General features: G+C 44.3%; 27 protein-coding genes and 1 tRNA gene. 25 read left to right on the top strand and 3 right to left on the bottom strand.

Going from position 1 to position 16,228, the window contains the following annotated elements; genetic code table 11:
- Positions 1-63: 63 nt before the first annotated feature.
- The 16 genes from EI981_RS19795 (at position 64) to EI981_RS30010 (ending at position 9,485) form a co-directional block, all read left to right on the top strand.
- Positions 64-1,416: a lytic polysaccharide monooxygenase gene (locus EI981_RS19795; RefSeq protein WP_127001106.1), complete on the top strand. Its 1,353-nt coding sequence runs from the start codon at positions 64-66 to the stop codon at positions 1,414-1,416.
- A gap of 207 nt (positions 1,417-1,623) precedes the next feature.
- Positions 1,624-2,517 (top strand): DMT family transporter, encoded by an 894-nt coding sequence (locus EI981_RS19790; RefSeq protein WP_127001104.1) that lies wholly within the window; start codon positions 1,624-1,626, stop codon positions 2,515-2,517.
- A 158-nt stretch (positions 2,518-2,675) separates the two neighbouring features.
- The gene (locus EI981_RS19785; RefSeq protein ID WP_127001102.1) at positions 2,676-3,080 is read left to right on the top strand and encodes an RrF2 family transcriptional regulator; all 405 of its coding nucleotides are present in this window, start codon (positions 2,676-2,678) and stop codon (positions 3,078-3,080) included.
- Between the two features lie 114 nt (positions 3,081-3,194).
- Positions 3,195-4,313: an AbrB family transcriptional regulator gene (locus EI981_RS19780; RefSeq protein WP_227011504.1), complete on the top strand. Its 1,119-nt coding sequence runs from the start codon at positions 3,195-3,197 to the stop codon at positions 4,311-4,313.
- The gene (locus EI981_RS19775) at positions 4,310-4,879 is read left to right on the top strand and encodes an isochorismatase family protein (protein ID WP_127001098.1); all 570 of its coding nucleotides are present in this window, start codon (positions 4,310-4,312) and stop codon (positions 4,877-4,879) included. Before EI981_RS19780 ends, EI981_RS19775 begins: the two co-directional genes overlap by 4 nt.
- 815 nt (positions 4,880-5,694) lie before the next feature.
- Positions 5,695-5,835, top strand: coding sequence for a hypothetical protein (locus EI981_RS29090; protein WP_162616227.1), 141 nt, complete (start codon positions 5,695-5,697; stop codon positions 5,833-5,835).
- A gap of 113 nt (positions 5,836-5,948) precedes the next feature.
- Positions 5,949-6,350: a hypothetical protein gene (locus tag EI981_RS19770; RefSeq protein ID WP_227011503.1), complete on the top strand. Its 402-nt coding sequence runs from the start codon at positions 5,949-5,951 to the stop codon at positions 6,348-6,350.
- A 26-nt stretch (positions 6,351-6,376) separates the two neighbouring features.
- The gene (locus EI981_RS29085; RefSeq protein WP_162616226.1) at positions 6,377-6,547 is read left to right on the top strand and encodes a hypothetical protein; all 171 of its coding nucleotides are present in this window, start codon (positions 6,377-6,379) and stop codon (positions 6,545-6,547) included.
- Positions 6,548-6,689: 142 nt separating this feature from the next.
- On the top strand, positions 6,690-7,037 hold the full coding sequence (locus EI981_RS19765; protein WP_237172632.1) for a DUF2441 domain-containing protein: 348 nt from the start codon (positions 6,690-6,692) through the stop codon (positions 7,035-7,037).
- Between the two features lie 43 nt (positions 7,038-7,080).
- The gene (locus tag EI981_RS19760; protein WP_127001092.1) at positions 7,081-7,413 is read left to right on the top strand and encodes a prefoldin domain-containing protein; all 333 of its coding nucleotides are present in this window, start codon (positions 7,081-7,083) and stop codon (positions 7,411-7,413) included.
- On the top strand, positions 7,410-7,781 hold the full coding sequence (locus EI981_RS19755) for a hypothetical protein (RefSeq protein WP_127001090.1): 372 nt from the start codon (positions 7,410-7,412) through the stop codon (positions 7,779-7,781). Before EI981_RS19760 ends, EI981_RS19755 begins: the two co-directional genes overlap by 4 nt.
- Positions 7,782-7,786: 5 nt before the next feature.
- On the top strand, positions 7,787-8,158 hold the full coding sequence (locus tag EI981_RS19750; protein WP_127001088.1) for a SprT family zinc-dependent metalloprotease: 372 nt from the start codon (positions 7,787-7,789) through the stop codon (positions 8,156-8,158).
- Positions 8,155-8,481, top strand: coding sequence for a hypothetical protein (locus tag EI981_RS19745; protein ID WP_127001086.1), 327 nt, complete (start codon positions 8,155-8,157; stop codon positions 8,479-8,481). Before EI981_RS19750 ends, EI981_RS19745 begins: the two co-directional genes overlap by 4 nt.
- A gap of 6 nt (positions 8,482-8,487) precedes the next feature.
- Positions 8,488-8,763: a DUF5052 family protein gene (locus EI981_RS19740; protein ID WP_227011502.1), complete on the top strand. Its 276-nt coding sequence runs from the start codon at positions 8,488-8,490 to the stop codon at positions 8,761-8,763.
- A gap of 180 nt (positions 8,764-8,943) precedes the next feature.
- A complete protein-coding gene (locus EI981_RS29080; protein WP_162616224.1) occupies positions 8,944-9,084 on the top strand; it encodes a hypothetical protein in 141 nt (46 codons plus the stop codon).
- A gap of 272 nt (positions 9,085-9,356) precedes the next feature.
- Positions 9,357-9,485: a hypothetical protein gene (locus EI981_RS30010; RefSeq protein WP_257791988.1), complete on the top strand. Its 129-nt coding sequence runs from the start codon at positions 9,357-9,359 to the stop codon at positions 9,483-9,485.
- 52 nt (positions 9,486-9,537) lie between these two features.
- Here the strand turns inward: EI981_RS30010 and EI981_RS19735 are convergent, their stop codons facing one another.
- A complete protein-coding gene (locus tag EI981_RS19735; RefSeq protein ID WP_127001084.1) occupies positions 9,538-10,053 on the bottom strand; it encodes a DUF3231 family protein in 516 nt (171 codons plus the stop codon).
- 96 nt (positions 10,054-10,149) lie between these two features.
- On the opposite strand from EI981_RS19735, the gene EI981_RS19730 reads away from it, so the two are divergent.
- Genes EI981_RS19730 through EI981_RS19705 form a run of 6 tightly spaced genes read left to right on the top strand, consistent with a single transcriptional unit; the run spans position 10,150 to position 12,102 of the window.
- Positions 10,150-10,464, top strand: a complete 315-nt coding sequence (locus EI981_RS19730; protein ID WP_127001082.1) for a hypothetical protein — start codon at positions 10,150-10,152, stop codon at positions 10,462-10,464.
- Positions 10,465-10,482: 18 nt separating this feature from the next.
- Positions 10,483-10,839: a hypothetical protein gene (locus EI981_RS19725; protein WP_127001080.1), complete on the top strand. Its 357-nt coding sequence runs from the start codon at positions 10,483-10,485 to the stop codon at positions 10,837-10,839.
- A gap of 37 nt (positions 10,840-10,876) precedes the next feature.
- Entirely contained in the window at positions 10,877-11,074 is a 198-nt protein-coding gene (locus EI981_RS19720) for a hypothetical protein (protein ID WP_127001078.1), read from the top strand.
- A gap of 10 nt (positions 11,075-11,084) precedes the next feature.
- Positions 11,085-11,366 carry a hypothetical protein gene (locus EI981_RS19715; protein WP_127001076.1) on the top strand — a complete coding sequence of 94 codons (282 nt, stop codon included), beginning with the start codon at positions 11,085-11,087 and terminating at the stop codon, positions 11,364-11,366.
- A 56-nt stretch (positions 11,367-11,422) separates the two neighbouring features.
- Positions 11,423-11,875, top strand: coding sequence for an ArpU family phage packaging/lysis transcriptional regulator (locus tag EI981_RS19710; protein WP_227011501.1), 453 nt, complete (start codon positions 11,423-11,425; stop codon positions 11,873-11,875).
- Between the two features lie 14 nt (positions 11,876-11,889).
- On the top strand, positions 11,890-12,102 hold the full coding sequence (locus tag EI981_RS19705; RefSeq protein WP_127001072.1) for a hypothetical protein: 213 nt from the start codon (positions 11,890-11,892) through the stop codon (positions 12,100-12,102).
- Between the two features lie 17 nt (positions 12,103-12,119).
- On the opposite strand, the gene EI981_RS19700 is transcribed toward EI981_RS19705, so the two are convergent.
- Positions 12,120-12,193: transfer RNA gene (locus tag EI981_RS19700), tRNA-Ala, on the bottom strand.
- A 218-nt stretch (positions 12,194-12,411) separates the two neighbouring features.
- Between EI981_RS19700 and EI981_RS19695 the strand changes: the two genes are divergently transcribed.
- Together EI981_RS19695 and EI981_RS19690 are read left to right on the top strand one after the other, a co-directional pair.
- Entirely contained in the window at positions 12,412-13,230 is an 819-nt protein-coding gene (locus EI981_RS19695; protein ID WP_127001070.1) for a recombinase family protein, read from the top strand.
- Positions 13,223-14,002 (top strand): recombinase zinc ribbon domain-containing protein, encoded by a 780-nt coding sequence (locus tag EI981_RS19690; protein WP_162616222.1) that lies wholly within the window; start codon positions 13,223-13,225, stop codon positions 14,000-14,002. Before EI981_RS19695 ends, EI981_RS19690 begins: the two co-directional genes overlap by 8 nt.
- A gap of 231 nt (positions 14,003-14,233) precedes the next feature.
- On the opposite strand, the gene ahlS is transcribed toward EI981_RS19690, so the two are convergent.
- Complete coding sequence (gene ahlS / locus EI981_RS19685; protein ID WP_127001066.1) at positions 14,234-15,082, bottom strand: AhlS family quorum-quenching N-acyl homoserine lactonase; 849 nt, start codon at positions 15,080-15,082, stop codon at positions 14,234-14,236.
- Positions 15,083-15,319: 237 nt separating this feature from the next.
- On the opposite strand from ahlS, the gene EI981_RS19680 reads away from it, so the two are divergent.
- Positions 15,320-15,769: a winged helix-turn-helix transcriptional regulator gene (locus tag EI981_RS19680; RefSeq protein ID WP_335926211.1), complete on the top strand. Its 450-nt coding sequence runs from the start codon at positions 15,320-15,322 to the stop codon at positions 15,767-15,769.
- The last annotated feature ends 459 nt before the right edge of the window (positions 15,770-16,228 follow it).

The following is a 16,228-nucleotide window of genomic DNA, read 5'->3' as shown; positions in this document are numbered from 1 at the left end:
AGCAAGCGAGGCAATAAGTCAGTTCGAGTCATGGTTCATCCAATTTTAAAAGGAGGTATTAGAATGATTAGTTCAATTCGTTTATCTCGTTCTATGACAATGAAGGCGCTTACAACATTTGGGGTTATGCTGCTTACACTAATCGTCGTGTTCCTGATTGCAGACAAGGCTTCTGCACATGGTTATATCGATGGTCCGGCGAGCCGTGGATATCTATGTAATACAGGACAAAATACTAATTGCGGAGCGATTCAGTATGAACCGCAAAGTCTTGAAGCTCCAAAAGGCTTTCCGGCAGCCGGCCCAGCCGATGGGAAAATCGCCAGTGCGAATGGCGCCTTCCCTGAACTGGACCAGCAATCAGCTACACGTTGGACGAAAGTAAATATGTCTGCCGGAACGAACACTTTCCATTGGACACTGACTGCAAACCATGCTACAACCAGTTGGAAGTATTATATCACAAAGGAGAACTGGAATCCGAATGCTGCGCTCACACGTGATTCATTCGATCTGACTCCATTCTGCTCCGTTAGTTATGACGGGACACAGCCACCGAAGAGTTATTCCGACACTTGTAATGTTCCGCAACGTTCGGGGTATCATGTAATCCTCGCTGTCTGGGAGATCGCCGATACGCCTAATGCATTTTATAACGTGATCGATGTTAATTTTAGCGGTACAAATCCTGGCGACAACCAGCCTCCTACCGCTCCGGTATCTCTCACAGCTAGTAACGTTACAGCCAACACAGTAACGCTCTCCTGGGGAGCATCTTCCGATAATGTAGGTGTAACAGGCTATAATGTATATAACGGAAGCACACTGGTAGGCTCGGTGCCTGGTTCGACGCTGAGCTATACGGTGACTGGATTGACTCCGGATACGTCCTATACGTTCAATGTAAAGGCGGTTGATGCCGCAGGCAATCAGTCGAGCGCCAGCTCCGTTACTGTGAAGACTGGGCAGGCTGCAGCTGATAAAGAGGCGCCTACCGCTCCAGGGAATTTGCACGTCATGGGAACGCCTACTGCATCCAGCGTAGATCTGATGTGGAGCGCGTCCACGGACAATGTGGGCGTCACAGGTTATCGTGTATACCAAGGAACGAACCTGGTTGCTACAGTCTCTGGTTCGACGACCGATTATAAGGTGACAGGTCTGAATGCTAGTACGTCTTATACATTCACGGTATATGCCGTAGATGCTGCAGGCAATGTATCCGCCGCTAGCAATTCGGTTCAGGCTACTACAGCGGCAGCGCCTGCTGCTCAGCCTTGGGCTGTGGGTGTCTCCTATGCGAGCGGGGACCTGGTAAGCTATAACGGGTCGGTCTATGAGTGCCTCCAACCTCATACTTCATCGGTTGGCTGGGAGCCTACCAACGTTCCTGCGCTCTGGCTGCTGAAAGCTTAATTTCATAGATTCATATAGCGTGGTTTGATTTCCGGAGCTGTCTTCCTATGAGTGATCTCATAAGGAAGGCGGCTCTTTTTGCAATTCGTGGGAATTAGATAATCCAAAATTGAATATTTCAATTGTTCAAGATCCGTTGTATGATGTAACAGTTGAATTTATGAATGGTTCGTCAAAAAGTTATTTTATCATCAAGGGGTGATCATCATGTCGTCATTATCGCGCTCACGCACGATTTTATTTCTAATCTTTCTTGTAATCATGTGGGGGGTCAACTGGCCGTTGTCCAAATTTGCCCTTGAGTATACGCCTCCGTTGCTATTCGCCGGACTGCGGACATTAATCGGGGGCGTTCTGCTTATACTGGTTGCTATTCCTAACTACAAGAAGCTAAACCTGCGAAGGAATTGGCCCCTGTATCTGCTCTCCTCGTTGCTGAACATCGTACTGTACTATGGATTGCAGACGATCGGGCTGCAATATTTGCCGGCCGGATTGTTCTCTGCCATCGTATTTCTACAGCCTGTACTCCTCGGTATCTTCTCGTGGTTCTGGCTGGGAGAGTCTATGTATGGGATGAAAATGGTTGGTCTGTTCCTTGGCTTCCTCGGCGTGTTTGAGATTAGCGCTGGCGGACTGGCCGGACATCTGTCGATAACCGGTGTATTGCTTGCAATAGGCAGTGCATTAAGCTGGGCCTTTGGCACCGTGTATATGAAGAAGACGACAGAACGGGTGGATATGGTCTGGATGGTGGCCTCACAACTAACGCTGGGAGGACTGCTGCTGCTCGGAACGGGCAGTTATTTGGAGAAATGGAGCGATATTACCTGGAACGCTCCTTTTATTAGCGCTTTGTTCTTTATCGCTATCTTCGTTATTGCCCTGGGCTGGCTTGTTTACTTTAAACTGATCGGCTCTGGAGAAGCCGGGAAGGTTGGTGCGTTTACGTTCCTGATTCCGGTGATAGCTATAATATGCAGTGTTATTTTCCTTGGGGAGAGTGTGACTTGGAACCTGGTCGCGGGATTAGGCATGATTGTCATCAGTATCTTGCTGGTTAATATCAGGCCTGGGACGCTTCGCCGGGCAAGCGAGTAATCTCTATCTCGGGACATTACTGGGGCTTATAAGCGATTCCAGTAGTGCCCGGGTCTACCGGGTTTAGGAATAACCTGACAGGAAGTCAGGATTGCTTCGTTGCTTCAAACTGTGCTAGAATATGCACATTAAGTTGTACGCAAGGGTAGGAGGAAGCAATGGCACAGTTAAAACGGTTTGGCTTCGGATTGCAAGCGCTAATCGTACTTGCGGCGAACGATTCGGAACAATGCTCCAGCATAGAGATTGCTGAACAAATTCAATGCGAACCGACCGTACTACGCAAAATATTATCCCAATTGGCTGAGCATGGTATTGTAGAGGCCAGGCAGGGGCGCTCTGGAGGGTATCAATTAACGCGCAGCCCGGAGCAGATTACATTGGTTGAGATATACAAGTCGCTCCATGAGAAGGAGCCACAGTGGGACCGGATGCTGGATACGACTGGGAACCATCTCTTCGGACAGAAAGTGCATGAATCGTTCTCAAAAATCATGACAGATATAAATACACAAGTGAACCAGGTGTTGGGAACGTATACGATAAGAGATCTTTTAGACTAAATTTTTTTTGGATAAACTGTGCTAAAAATAGCACATATAATAGATTCTCTTCTCTTCCGGACTCTGGATGCTTTTGATATAGGTAGACGAATATAGGATATGGAGGTGAGAAGCTTGAAGACGCTAATCGGGCGAAGCCGCTATGCTCGTGTTACAGTATCGCTCGTCACAGCTCTAATCGGAGGAATTCTGTTCAAGCTGTTGCATCTGCCGGTCCCTTGGCTACTAGGTCCTATGCTGACCGTGCTAGCTGGGTCTAATTTCATGAAGGAGAGCTATGAATGGCCACAGCAATTCAGAAGTGTAGGCATGGTCATCGTCGGTTACACGATCGGTTTGTCTATGACGATGCCGGCGCTAAGACAGATGTCCCACCAGCTTCCCAATATGCTGCTCATGACGGTCCTCTTGCTGCTGTTATGCGTAGGTATTGCCTTCATAAATCACAGATTATCGGGCATCGACTACAATTCCGCCCTGCTTGGAAGCATTCCCGGGGGACTCACTCAAGTGATCTCTCTTGCGGAGGAGACAGAAGGAATTAATCTTCTTGCGGTTATGATGACGCAGGTGATACGTCTCATTATGATTATCGTCATTATTCCGCTGCTCGTGTTCAGTCCTTTCTTCGATCATGGACAAACAGTTACGACCGCTGCTATTCCTTCAACGATAGCGACAGCGGCCCATAGCAGTAGCAGTCCACTTATTATGCTTCTGTTTGCTGTTGTCTGTATTGCGGGAGCATTCCTGGGGAAGAAGATTCACTTGCCGACTCCGCTATTACTGGGTCCCGTTATTGCAACAGCCACCTTGCAGCTGCTCGGTTTAACCGGTACGGCTCTGCCTGGATGGATCATTAACGCCGCACAGCTGTTGATTGGCGTAAATGTCGGCATGATGCTGAAGCCAGGCCGCATGGAGCATAAGTTCAGAACCATATCCATCGCCATCGGCTGTGGGCTCCTGCTGGTAGTTGGAGCCTGGGGCCTTAGCTTACTACTTGTCTATGTTCAATCCGTCTCAGGAGCTACAGCTCTCTTGAGCCTTGCTCCAGGAGGTATGGATCAGATGGGGATTATCGCTCATGAGATTGGTGCAGATTTGGCCATAGTTGCCGGATATCAATTATTTAGAACATTCTTTATTATGTTTGCCATACCGCCATTAATTCGTCTATTGTTTCGTATTCAAAAGAAGAAAAAATCCACTAAACAAGGAGATATTGTATGAGCGCGTTAAACCTTGATTTTAGCAAAACTGCATTGGTTCTGATCGATTTACAAATAGGGATTACGAGAATGTATGGTAACCAAGGCGTCGTGGATAAGGCAGCGAGACTGGTCGAGGTGTTCCGTGAGAAGGATGGCTTCATCGCATTTGTGAAGGTTGCATTCCATGACGGCCACGATGCCTTAAAACCGGAGACTGACCAGCCAGCTCGAGCGGTGTCATATCCGGTGGATTGGGCAGAGCTCGCTCCTGAATTGGGCGTGAGCGGGCAGGACTACGTTGTCACTAAACGCCAATGGGGAGCTTTCTTTGGTACGGATCTCGATTTACAACTTCGTCGCAGGAGCATTGACACGATTGTTCTGTGCGGGGTATCGACAAACATTGGAGTCGAAGGAACGGCAAGAGAAGCATTCCAGCACGGCTATAACCAAATTTTTATTACTGATGCGATGGCAGCTGCCTCCGAGGAAGAGCATCAATCGAGCTGTAAATATATTTTCCCGAGAATCGGCAAATTGAGAACGACAGAGGAGTTCATTGCGGATGTAGGGAGTGGGGAATAATCTTAACTGCAGGAGGCTAACCGCTAATATGAATATTTAGTAGCGGTTAGGTATCCAACCTACTAGAAGGGCTCCTGACCTAATTACGGTTGTCTAGCAATTTTTTATCGCAAAAAATATTGACATAAAGAGTCCTGTTTGTTAATCTGTAATAGTTTTTTATAAATGATATGGGGCCATAGCTCAGCTGGGAGAGCGCATACGTCACATGCACTACCAAAAATAATTGAAATGAGAACTAAAAAATACGCTCGTTAGTAACTATATATAGAATTAGGTCGGCCGTGATTGGTCGGCCTTTTTTGTTTTTGTAAATAATTAATTCGAGGGAAACTTTATGGGGAAAATGAGGGAACTATGTGGGTTACTGGACTTTTAACCTGATATATTTGTATCGTGGAGAATCGAGAGAGGGACACCGATGGGGCGTGAACGCTCCGGATCGCCGCGATAACGGTTAAAAACGAAACGGTGCAAAGCTCCCTCTTCGTGTCTCCCGTTGCGCTAAACATGTACAATCTCACATATGTAGTGTGCTAACTATATGTTGAGGAGGCACAAGGCGCAAATAAGTCCCTCGAGCCTGGACGACATGATAGGTTGTCATGTTGTCCAGGAGTGGGGCAAAATCAAACGTCTGAGTACCACAAGGTTTACTGAACAACCTGAAAGGTCGTAGGGGATTGACAATCCGGTAATGGTTCAGCGGTTTGAGTCCGAAATGGGAAGGGGTCATCCTGGCGCGGGTTTATCCTTAGGGGATAAAAGGAAATGGTCTCTTCGATGTCGAATTGTGATGTCGAGGGAGGGTTCTTATGGAAGCTTTAGATTTATATAAAGAAGAGGATGTGCATTTTTGGCTGAAATATGCCCCTAAAGACTCGCAGTACTTGAGGTTTTCTCCTCATATTATTGCAGCAGGCTTTAAAATAGTTGATGTCTATTATTCGTTCTGACTATGCTCGACAATCGCTTTTGTTTATCGAGTCAAATGATTACGGTGAATTGGTTATTCCAAAGGATGATGAAATTGGTATGTTATCAATGCGATCATTTTCTTCTCAATGCCTTGGCATTTTATAACTACTGTATTGATTTGTCGTGGCAAGTTGCTTGGTTTTATTACGGGGATTATGACATTAGTGTTATACGAGAAGCATCAAAATTCGCAAGGGCTTCCACTGAATGTAATTTCGACGAACTCAACTACATTTTGACGTTATCACGAGATTTGAAATTAAGAAAGGTTTACAGGGATTTTTTTAATCATGAACTAACTGCTTTGATAAGAGAAAAGTATAACTATATTAAACATAGAGGAACATTGCATTTTAAAGGCTTAGGAGTACAGTACGATTATCTTGGAATCAGTTTTGGTAATGAAAGAATCCCGATGCTTGTAAATGAAGAGATTGATATAGAATCATGGAAGAATAAATTTACAAGAGAAATTTTAAATAAGAGGAATTAGATTGATTTAAAGGGGCGGTAAGGACATTGGAATATGTAAATGGCGAGTTGTTCTACCATTTCCAAAGGGCAGGGAGTCAAATTAATTGGTCGGCGGGCGATAAATATTCGTTTGGTTCTGAGAAGAATAACTATATTACATACTATGAAACAATCGGGAAGTTAGTGGAAAGTCCGATTACTGGGGGAATGGCATGATATAAACAATCTAGGGGAAGAGGTCCTGAGTTTTATTTCAACAGGTGAAAAGAAAAAACCATTCAGTGAATTCTATAACTATGATAACCACCAATATACTATTCATTGTTTGAATTCGACTTTAAACCACTATCTTATAACTTTGAGAGAGGTTGTATTTGAAGAAGTTAGAGCAGAAATGTTTCCGGACTACCCTTCACGCCAAAGAGGTCTGTGGGTAATGCCAATGGATTCAAAACCTTTTATTTATTGGTGGGGGAATCTCGGAAGAGAAGGTAAATTATTCAGTGTGAAGTTGACCGGTAAGTTACATCGTGCAAACCAAGATTTTTTAATTCTGAACACCAGACCGTTGAATGTACTACGTGAAAATGCAATCAAATATTGGTCCGGGGATGGCGCTCAGAATAGCTATCAAGCTGAAATATTATTCGAAGGTGATGTCGAGGTTTTAGAGGAGATTAATTATACGGTAGATGAAAAACTATAGTCGCTTAAATGAGCGACTTTTTTCTTTTGGAGGGAATGAAACTATGAAGGCTTTTTGTGATGCCAGCTGCCAACAGTCATTTGAACTCGAAGATTTCCAAACGGTCAGGATTGGTGACGGCGTAGACAAGGTTTACTTCGTCTGCCCGCACTGCAAGCAGGAATATGTGGCCTTTTACACCAACCCGGAGATAAGAAAACTGCAAGCGAAGATTAGGAATGTGTTGGGGCGAACTGTAGACCCTCGCGCATCTTTGACTGAGGCTATTAAACAAGAAAAAAAGATTCAGAAGCAGATTGCTAAGATCAAATCAGAGATCAAGGAGAAGATGGATGTGCTACGGGCGAGGATTGAAGGGAAAGAGACATCATCATGAATAACGGTGTTGTTGATTTCGGCCCATTTACCAACGATGTATTCATCGGTGCGATGACCATAAATCAAGCCAGAGATAAGCTAAACAGCCTTGATATGTCCGAGTCTGAGGAAAAGCGATATGACACCATCCTTGTGGTAGGAAAGGACATTGGACAAGCGAAGTTCCTCTGGAGAATAATACGGGATAAGTACCCGAAGGAAAGCCGAGTGAAGTTCATTGATAAGGATTGGCAATTAGACGGATTGTGCCCGTGGACTATGCTGATAATCTTTGTAGGAGAGTATTGGCTTAATCCTACGCATGAAAGCCGCGTACTGCGAATGTACCAGCAACGTGGAGCAGATGTCGTTTATGAGGAGGTCTAATCGTAGTGTACATCGACAATGATATATTTTCTGCGGTTACCGTAGCCGCCAAAGGATTGTATCCAGAGCTTGATGCTCTAATACACTGGGACCCGACACTCTCTGGAGATGACCTTAAGGATAAGTTCAGCAGGGCGATAACCTTCAAAAAGCCGGAGTTCGGATACACGTTTTTCCCAGATGATGGCGGCACGCCTGTAGTTGGGGTATCTCCGCATATCAAAGTGACGGCAGCTGCAGAGGTACTTGCTCATGAACTCGCTCATGTGGTTGCTGGTAAAGAGGCAGGACATGGCCGAGAATGGTCCGATGCTTTTGATGCTATCCACAAGCGGGCCAATGAAATAATGGCGAGGTGTTGGGAGGATGGGTCGTGATATTCTTTACTATTTACATGATCGTTGGCATGATTGTAGCCGCCGCCGGACTTGCTTCAGCAGCACGAACTGTAGTTAAAAAGAAGAATTACCCTGTGGCTGCAGTGTTCATTGTCTGCATCTTGTTTTCGATTGTGCTCTCGCCGATCTGGCCGGTAATGTTGGGATTTACTCTCGTTGTTCCGCCTTTCATATCAATGGGCGACAAGTTGATCGAAGCGGGATTGATGCTTACACTATGCGTAACACTGCCGATTGTGGTGGTGTTTATTTTGTTTTGGGTCGGAAATCGAAGGAGAAAAAAACGGCTGGATAAAGGGTGACTAAAGTTGAAAAGAAAACTGTTAATTATGGCAGCTGCTCTGGCTGTCTTATTTGTGTTGGCTGGGTGTGAAAGTTGGGATCGGGCTGTCAAGGACTTTGGATCGAACATAAACGGGTTGCAGCGTGTGGCTACTGTGTATGATCAAGGCGGCAATGCAATTAAGACGTACAAGGGAAAGTTTGATGTCGAGGTCAATGAGTACGGAAACAAGATCAAGTTCGATTTAGACGGGAAACGGATCCTGATCTACAATGCGACTGTGATTGTAGAAGAAGAGTAGCGGGGGTGGCCGGTATTCAAAAGGACAAACTCATTGAAATGCTCCGTGATTACAATGCGCATATGTTTCGAGCGTCACTAGGAAACGAATCAGTAAGAGGTTGGTTATCACTCCTTGGAGACGCGGTGAATAATACCTTATCTGACGAAGAAGCTGTTCGGTGGCCTGATGACAGTCCCGATGCAGGCAGTCAAGATGGGGCGTCGCGGGTATGGGATTGAGCTTAATACAGATTATTTCCGGGATGGCATCGGATACCTGCAGGCTGCAGAAATGGAAGTTGATATCCCCACCCTTTTCGATTTCGAGGGGCTGGCATGAAGCAGCTCGCTCACGATGAATGCATGACGCTGCTGGCCAGCATAAGGCAATCACCACCCGGAGACTGGACCCATGATATTCATACGATTACGCCCGGTCCCGTGCGATTTGTGGATCGAGTGAAAATTTCTAGCGGCGAAGAAGTGGTTTACTTTCGAACGGAGCATGACGCCGGGGCGTGGCCAGCGGCTAATTGGGATTGGTTTGCAGTGTAGGGGGTCGTGGAGTTGGAACGGCCCGAGCAATTGACTTTATTTTGAGGAGGTAAAAGGATGCCTGAGGAATCGAGATGTAAGCCTTGCGAATTTGAAGTAATTGAGGATGAGTATTGGGACAATTGGGGTCGCTTCGTAAAGGTATTCAAAAAAGGAGAAATCGGGCTGTGGAATTGGGAGGGATAACTGTATTTTGGAGGGGAGAGGTAAAAAACCAATCCCCTAGTATAGAATCGAATCACTTTTCAGACTCGGGCCTCTGTATTTGAAGAGGAGGAGGAATGAGCCATCCCTTTTCTTTGTTCAATTGCAATATTTTAAGGCCCAAAGCTGCTTTGGATAGATGGTATTTAGCGAATAAGGCGCCGACATCTTCTCGAATGGATTGCCCCATTACCTGACTACAAGCAACTAAGCCTGCAGAAGTGTCAACCGCAATTTTAGCAGCAATTTCAGGATCAGTAAATCTTGCGCCTGCTGGAATGTCTTCAAGCTTTACTGATGGTCTTTCTGGCATAATCGGAGCCGATGGAATCCCATTATCACTGAGTAATGTATCGCACTCCTTAATCTCCAGTTTGGCTTGATCAATTAGATCATTAAGTATTTTTTTTAGGTCTTTGTCACCAGCATGGTTTAAATATGCCTGGTAGCATGATACGGCGCCTTTGGCTGCCATTGAGGCCGTCCATACACCAAAAACCTCACCATAGTGCATTGGTTCATCTTTAGGATTTCCGCTTAAAACACCCATTGAAATCGCTCCTTTTGTAATGATCTTACAGATATATAATACCCAGAAACAAGATATTAACTCATTAAGTTCAAATTAGAGGGGAGAGGTAAAGGGATGGAAGAACGAGTCTATAAGCTTCTCGACGGACTTGAATTAATCATCAGTGAAGAAGCGTTATTTGTAAGAATAGCAGAAGGACGTCCGACAATAGCGACTAGCGAAGAAGTGATGTTCGACCGTGTACTTGAGCTGGTTGATCACATGCAGCAGCAGATTGCCGACAAGGACGAAACCATATCTAGCCTACGTAAAGCATTAGAAGAAGTGCAAGCAATAATAGGCGTATTACCAATGGATAATGCCAGACTATGGGGCGTATACAACAGGCTGTATGCTGCTTTAGCGGAAGGTGATCACATTGTTGGATAAGGGGCTTAAAACTGAAACGTGGACGCCGGAGCAGATTGCCGAGCATTGCAAGAAGATCGGGGCAAGCAGATGAATAACGCCACAGTGACGATTGATTATGAGAGCTTCCAAAGCATCAAAGTAAAGGCAGACAAGTATGACAAGGCTAAACGAGAACAACTGGAAGCATCCAAAAAACATGAACAGTTTGTAGAATCGTTGTGCACTTCTCTTGAAAAAGCCAATGAATGCGAGACGCCAGAGCAGAAGCAATATTATATTGCGCTAGGCATTCGGGCGATTTGTGAGCATTACGGTATGGACCTAAAAACAGAGTATGGGGACTTAGACGAAGGGGAAGTCCCGGAAACAAAGCAACCTGTCAAAACCAACTGAAATTATTCCATAAATTATTCCGAGAGGGGAAATTACAATGTCGATCACAATCAAAGCTGGTTTCAACAAACAATCGAAGGATTCGAAAAAGGAACTAGTGCAGTTTTATGTAAAAGGCGAGGACGAACAGAGGCCGGAGCTGAACGAAATGACGCGCTCTGTAGTAATCCTTAGCATCGATGGTGTTGAGCAGCAGCTTACAGCAGAGTTTAAAAAAGTCGTCCAAGGATGCTAAAAAGACTGTTTTGGATTTCGAAGTTAAAGGAGACCCGTCAGCTGAAAAAAACTTTGAGTTTTACAAGAAGGCTGGTCATGATGTAACCCTGACAATTACCGAATCGGACGAAACCATCGAGGAGTTCGAAGAGCATCAGAAGGAGTACCGTGAGGGATTGAAAAGGAAGATCAATCCAGATGTTACGGTTGAAGTTGATGATCCGAATCAGATGACTCTTGAAGAGGCTGCAGCTGCAGCAGATGACCCGATGGACGGTGTGAATGAGATCAACGACGACCTACCGTTTTAATTAATATCCCCGGCTCCTGCTGGGGAATAATCCCACAACATGTGAGGTGAATGCGAGTGGGGCAATTAAGTTTCCTTCCTGAAATTGACCGAAAACTGACTCAGGCTGCTGTTGAGGATGCACTTGAGAAATACAGAATGTACAAGTTCCTTACGTATGAAGAGCGAGAAGCAAGCACAACTGCTGGATATAATGAGCGATTTCACGGTCCGACGAATGTCACTAGCGATCAGACAGCTGATATCGCGATCCATAACGTAGATGCACAAGTACAGCGTAAACGTTATTGTGAACGGATTGAGCGGGTGGTCTACAGGATGCCGAGGATGGAACGTGAAGAACGATATTTGACCAAGGAGCATGACTACATCACGGATTATAACGTGTACAATCACGTGTTCCAGCCGCCAATCAGCGAGGGGAAGTACAGTAAAATCAGGTGGAAGGCGTTTTATAAGTTAGCTGCAGACCTATATTTGTTGGTAGAGAAAGATGAAACTAATAGGTAAGGGAGAAGGAAGATGTGCTATGGGAAAAGGACGAAATAATTATCGGGGATAATAAATATACTGTAGACCATACCACTGGCTCCATAAAAAGATATAATGAAAAATCAAAGATGTGGGTAAGTGTAACATTTGGATGTGGTAACGAGACCAAAGCGGATGAATTAATAAAAACTCTAACCGATGAATACATCCAGCAGTGTCTAGATACGAGAAAAAGCCCAACATAATGTTGGGCTTTTCATAATGGAGAATAGGGGGCTCGAACCCCTGACCTCTTCGCTGCCAGCGAAGCGCTCTCCCAGACTGAGCTAATCCCCCATGACGGATGATGCCTCCATAGTATATAAAATGTTGGCTCAGCATGTCAATAGTAGAATTGCATTTTGAGTCATTATAGAGTAGATTCATGGTAGTGTAACTGACTAGATGGGTGGTGTGTTTTATGGTAGTGATGAACAGGAAAAGTCCTGATCGTACTAGAAAACTTAGGGTAGCATGCTTTTATAGAGTATCTACAAAAGGGCAACTAAAAGAAGATGACATTCCTGCACAACGTAGGTCTTGCACGAATTTTCTATGAAGAAAAAGGCTGGGTCTTTGTTAAGGAATATGTTGAGCAAGTATCCGGTTTTAGAACATATGCGCGCGATCGAGATAAAATCCAAGAGGCTATGAACGATGCGGACAATGGAAAGTTTGATGTTCTCTTGTGCTGGATGTTTGATCGATTAGGGCGCAAAGAAGCTGAAACTCCGTTCGTTGTTGAATGGTTTGCGAAACGTGTACAAGTATGGTCTGTAGTAGAGGGGCAGCAGAAGTTCGAGCAGCATACTGATCACCTAACAAACTACATCAGGTTTTGGCAAGCTGAAGGCGAAAGTAAAAAGACATCAGTTCGCGTTACAGAGAATCAGATTCAAATGACTGAAGATGGTCTGTTCACTGGCGGTAGTGCGGGATATGGTTATAAGTTGGTGAAATCGGGTGTTTTCAATAAAAAAGGCAAAGAATTGTTAATGCGAGTTAAAGACGAGGAAACCAACCATACTGCCTATCAGATTTATGATCTTGTATACTCTTTTGGCTTAGGGTCGCAACGAATTGCAAAGTATTACAACAGTCCTGAAATAAATATACCTTCCCCGACTGGTGGGAAGTGGACTACTGGGGCGATCAACTTTATCCTAAAGAACCCCTTATATAAAGGTTGTCCTACAATAAAAAAGAGAAGGGATGATGAAGGTAAGTTAAAAACTATCCCAGTTGAAGAACATGTTAAACCTAAAAAAGCCGTTCCTCACCTTATCACAGTTCCAGAACATACGTTCATCGAGAAACCCAGAGAACATGAATGATCCTAATATCGAAAAGGTCCTCGTTTCTAAAAGTCCCTTACTATTAGTTGGAATGATTAACTGCGGTTACTGTGGATCTCCATTAACAACAACCTATAATTCAAAAAAATATGAACTTAAGAGCGGGGAGATTCAAAAGTGGCGCCAAGCTAAGTATAGATGCAGCGGCAAAGCGCTAGGTAAAATAGACTGCGCTGGCCAAACTGTGTATTCCCAAGTAAAGATTGAAGAGACGGTATTGGATGAATTGTTCGCATTTCTGGATCAACTTAAAACGGTCGATGTATCCGAACAAGTCAAAAGAATTAGAACGAAGGCCACGAATCAAGAAGAGATTGAAGTAAAAAGATTGATTAAGTCTCTTCGTGATATGAACAAGGAATTAGATACTCTGATTGCTGAGGTACCAAAAAGTATCTTAGGAAAGAGTGCTTTTAAGCCAGATTTCCTCAATACACTTATAGAGAATAAACAAAATGAAGTAGCCGTTGCTACGGCTGAATTAGAAAAGCTAGATACAATTGTTCAGAATAAGAAAGTAGAAAAGAATGAAATGGAGAATTTGGTTAAATCAATCCCGGTCTGGAAAGATGTATTCCTAAATGCACCTATCGAGAAGCAGAAGATGATGCTAAACAGTGTGATTGATAGCGTCACTGTTTATAGAGATTCAATTGAGCTCAAAATAAAGCTGCGGGTACAGGAATTAATTGATAGTTCAAATGGTAGTGAAACCGACTTACGCGGGAGAGCACATCGCTGGCAGCGATGAGGTCAGGGGTTCGATCCCCCTTGGCTCCACCAACACCTAACTCAAACGGCAGAGATGCCGTTTTTTTTATTGCACTTTTGAGCTCATATTCTTGTCGATGATGTTTTGTGAATAAAGTATTAGAATGAACTGTCCAGTCAAAAAAAGAAAAAGAAAATCGCCAGTTTATTTTTGGTGATTTTCTTTTTCTTTCAAAAGAGAGCATCCACTAAACATGATAGGGGATTATTATTATTCATAATATCCTTCAGTAGATTTTCTCAAGTGTCTGAATTGATCCGCATCATGCCCGAACCACACTTGAGAATTCGTGCGGGTAGCCAAAGTACGGATTTTCTCGACCGCATTTCTGTAGCCGATCAAATCATAAATAATACCAGGCGGCTTGACCGGAGGACCGAAGCTTTCCGCCGTATAAATGGCATCGGAAGCTAGAATGATTCCGCCTGTTTCTGGCATTTCGATCTGAAGACCTAACATCCCCCATGCATGACCGCTTCCAAAATTCAAGATTTTGATGCCATCCACCAGATCCAAGTTGTCTTCGCTCGGTTTGACCGTTTTCCACTGTAGTTGGTTTTTGATCCATGCATCGATATCAGCCCAAACATAGGCTCCTTCTTTTTCATTACGGGCGTAGGTTTGCAGTGCTCCATTAAACTCATCCTCATGAACGATAATGGTCGCGTTCGTGAACATTTCGAGGCATCCTGCATGGTCCAGATGCAAGTGGGAGGCAACGACGTACTTGATATCCTCGGGTCTAACATTAAGTTGCTCCAGTCGGTTATGCAGGAAACATTCCTCGTCTGCCACCCATGGAGACGACAGTTGGGTCGATTGTGCCCAACGCCCTCTAATGCCCATGGAGTTTGGGTTGCAGGCTGTATCAAACAAGATTTTCCCCTCAGGATGATCAATCAATACCGTGTAAATTGGAAATTCCACAAATTGTGTTGGGGCGTTCGGATTATTTATTGTAGCCGGATTATGCATGGCGATTATCCAATTTTTATCCATGCTCATTCGACCGTTATCCAATACAAATAGCTTGGGACGCGTTTTAATAATATTTGTCATGTTTATACCTACCCATCGGAGTAATCCAGTACAAGATACCTCTATCGCGAGCATATCTTCCTGCTCTTGGAACGTCCGGATCGCCCTTAAGCGGTGCCTTGTTACGGCAGATCTTGCACAAAGCTGCTACAGTACTGGTGTAGACATATAGTATTACAAAAATTAGAATGATATAAGTAGGCACTTTAAAGTATCCTGGGAACTTTGTATTACAGCATTACATAGGAGGGAAATCATTTGACATATACATCTAAAGCAAAACAATCTGACATTTCGTTATCCAATTGCGGTTATAGCAAAGTTCTTGACATTATCTCTAACAAGTGGACTGCACTTGTTTTTTATGCCATGGAAAGCGGTAAAATCCGATATGGAGAAATGCTCAGGAGGGTTGAGGGGATATCCAAAAAAATGCTTACCCAGACGGTACGCAAGCTTGAGCGCGATGGATTGGTCCAACGACACATAACTCCTACAGTGCCTCCAAGCGTCGAGTATTCATTAACACCATTAGGGGAAACATTCCTTCAGCCGATGAAAGAGCTAAGGCAGTGGGGAAGAGTGAATTATACTCAAGTTGTAGAGGCACGGGCACACTATGACTTTGCTAAACATTCCGAACTGGTGCAATGTATTCGAACAGACATCGATAGCAAGAAAGAAGATGATGCTAAGTACGATCATTAACAAGGTAGAAGTTAAAAGGTATGGTATTTAAGATCGACTTTAAACTTCGAATTAGTCAATTCATTGGAAGATGGGCGCGGCAGACGATAATCAGGTAGATATGGGGAGAATCTTGACGGACTGTGCCAATGAATAAACATGTGACGATTAGGGCTTCCTTCTGAATAGAGGGAAGCTTTTCTATTTCTTCCTCTCGTAATTATGGGGTAGTGTATTACCCAAGGGCGGGGAGAAGCGCATCGCTGGTAGCGATGAGGTCATGGGCTCGATCCCCCTTGGCTTCACCAACATCTAATACAAACGGCAGAAAATGCCGTTTTTTTATTCAATAATTACGAGATTAAAGCGACAGAGTCGAAAAAGGATATCAGGGAATATACATTGGGGGTGCGCGGCGGTAAATAGGTCAGCGTAAGATTGATTCCTTTGTTGATTTTTTTTATTTAATATCCAATCTAT

Source organism: Paenibacillus lutimineralis (assembly GCF_003991425.1).
Lineage (GTDB): Bacteria > Bacillota > Bacilli > Paenibacillales > Paenibacillaceae > Fontibacillus > Fontibacillus lutimineralis.
Note: the sequence above shows the minus strand (reverse complement) of the source record. Positions and strands in the feature narration are given on the sequence as shown.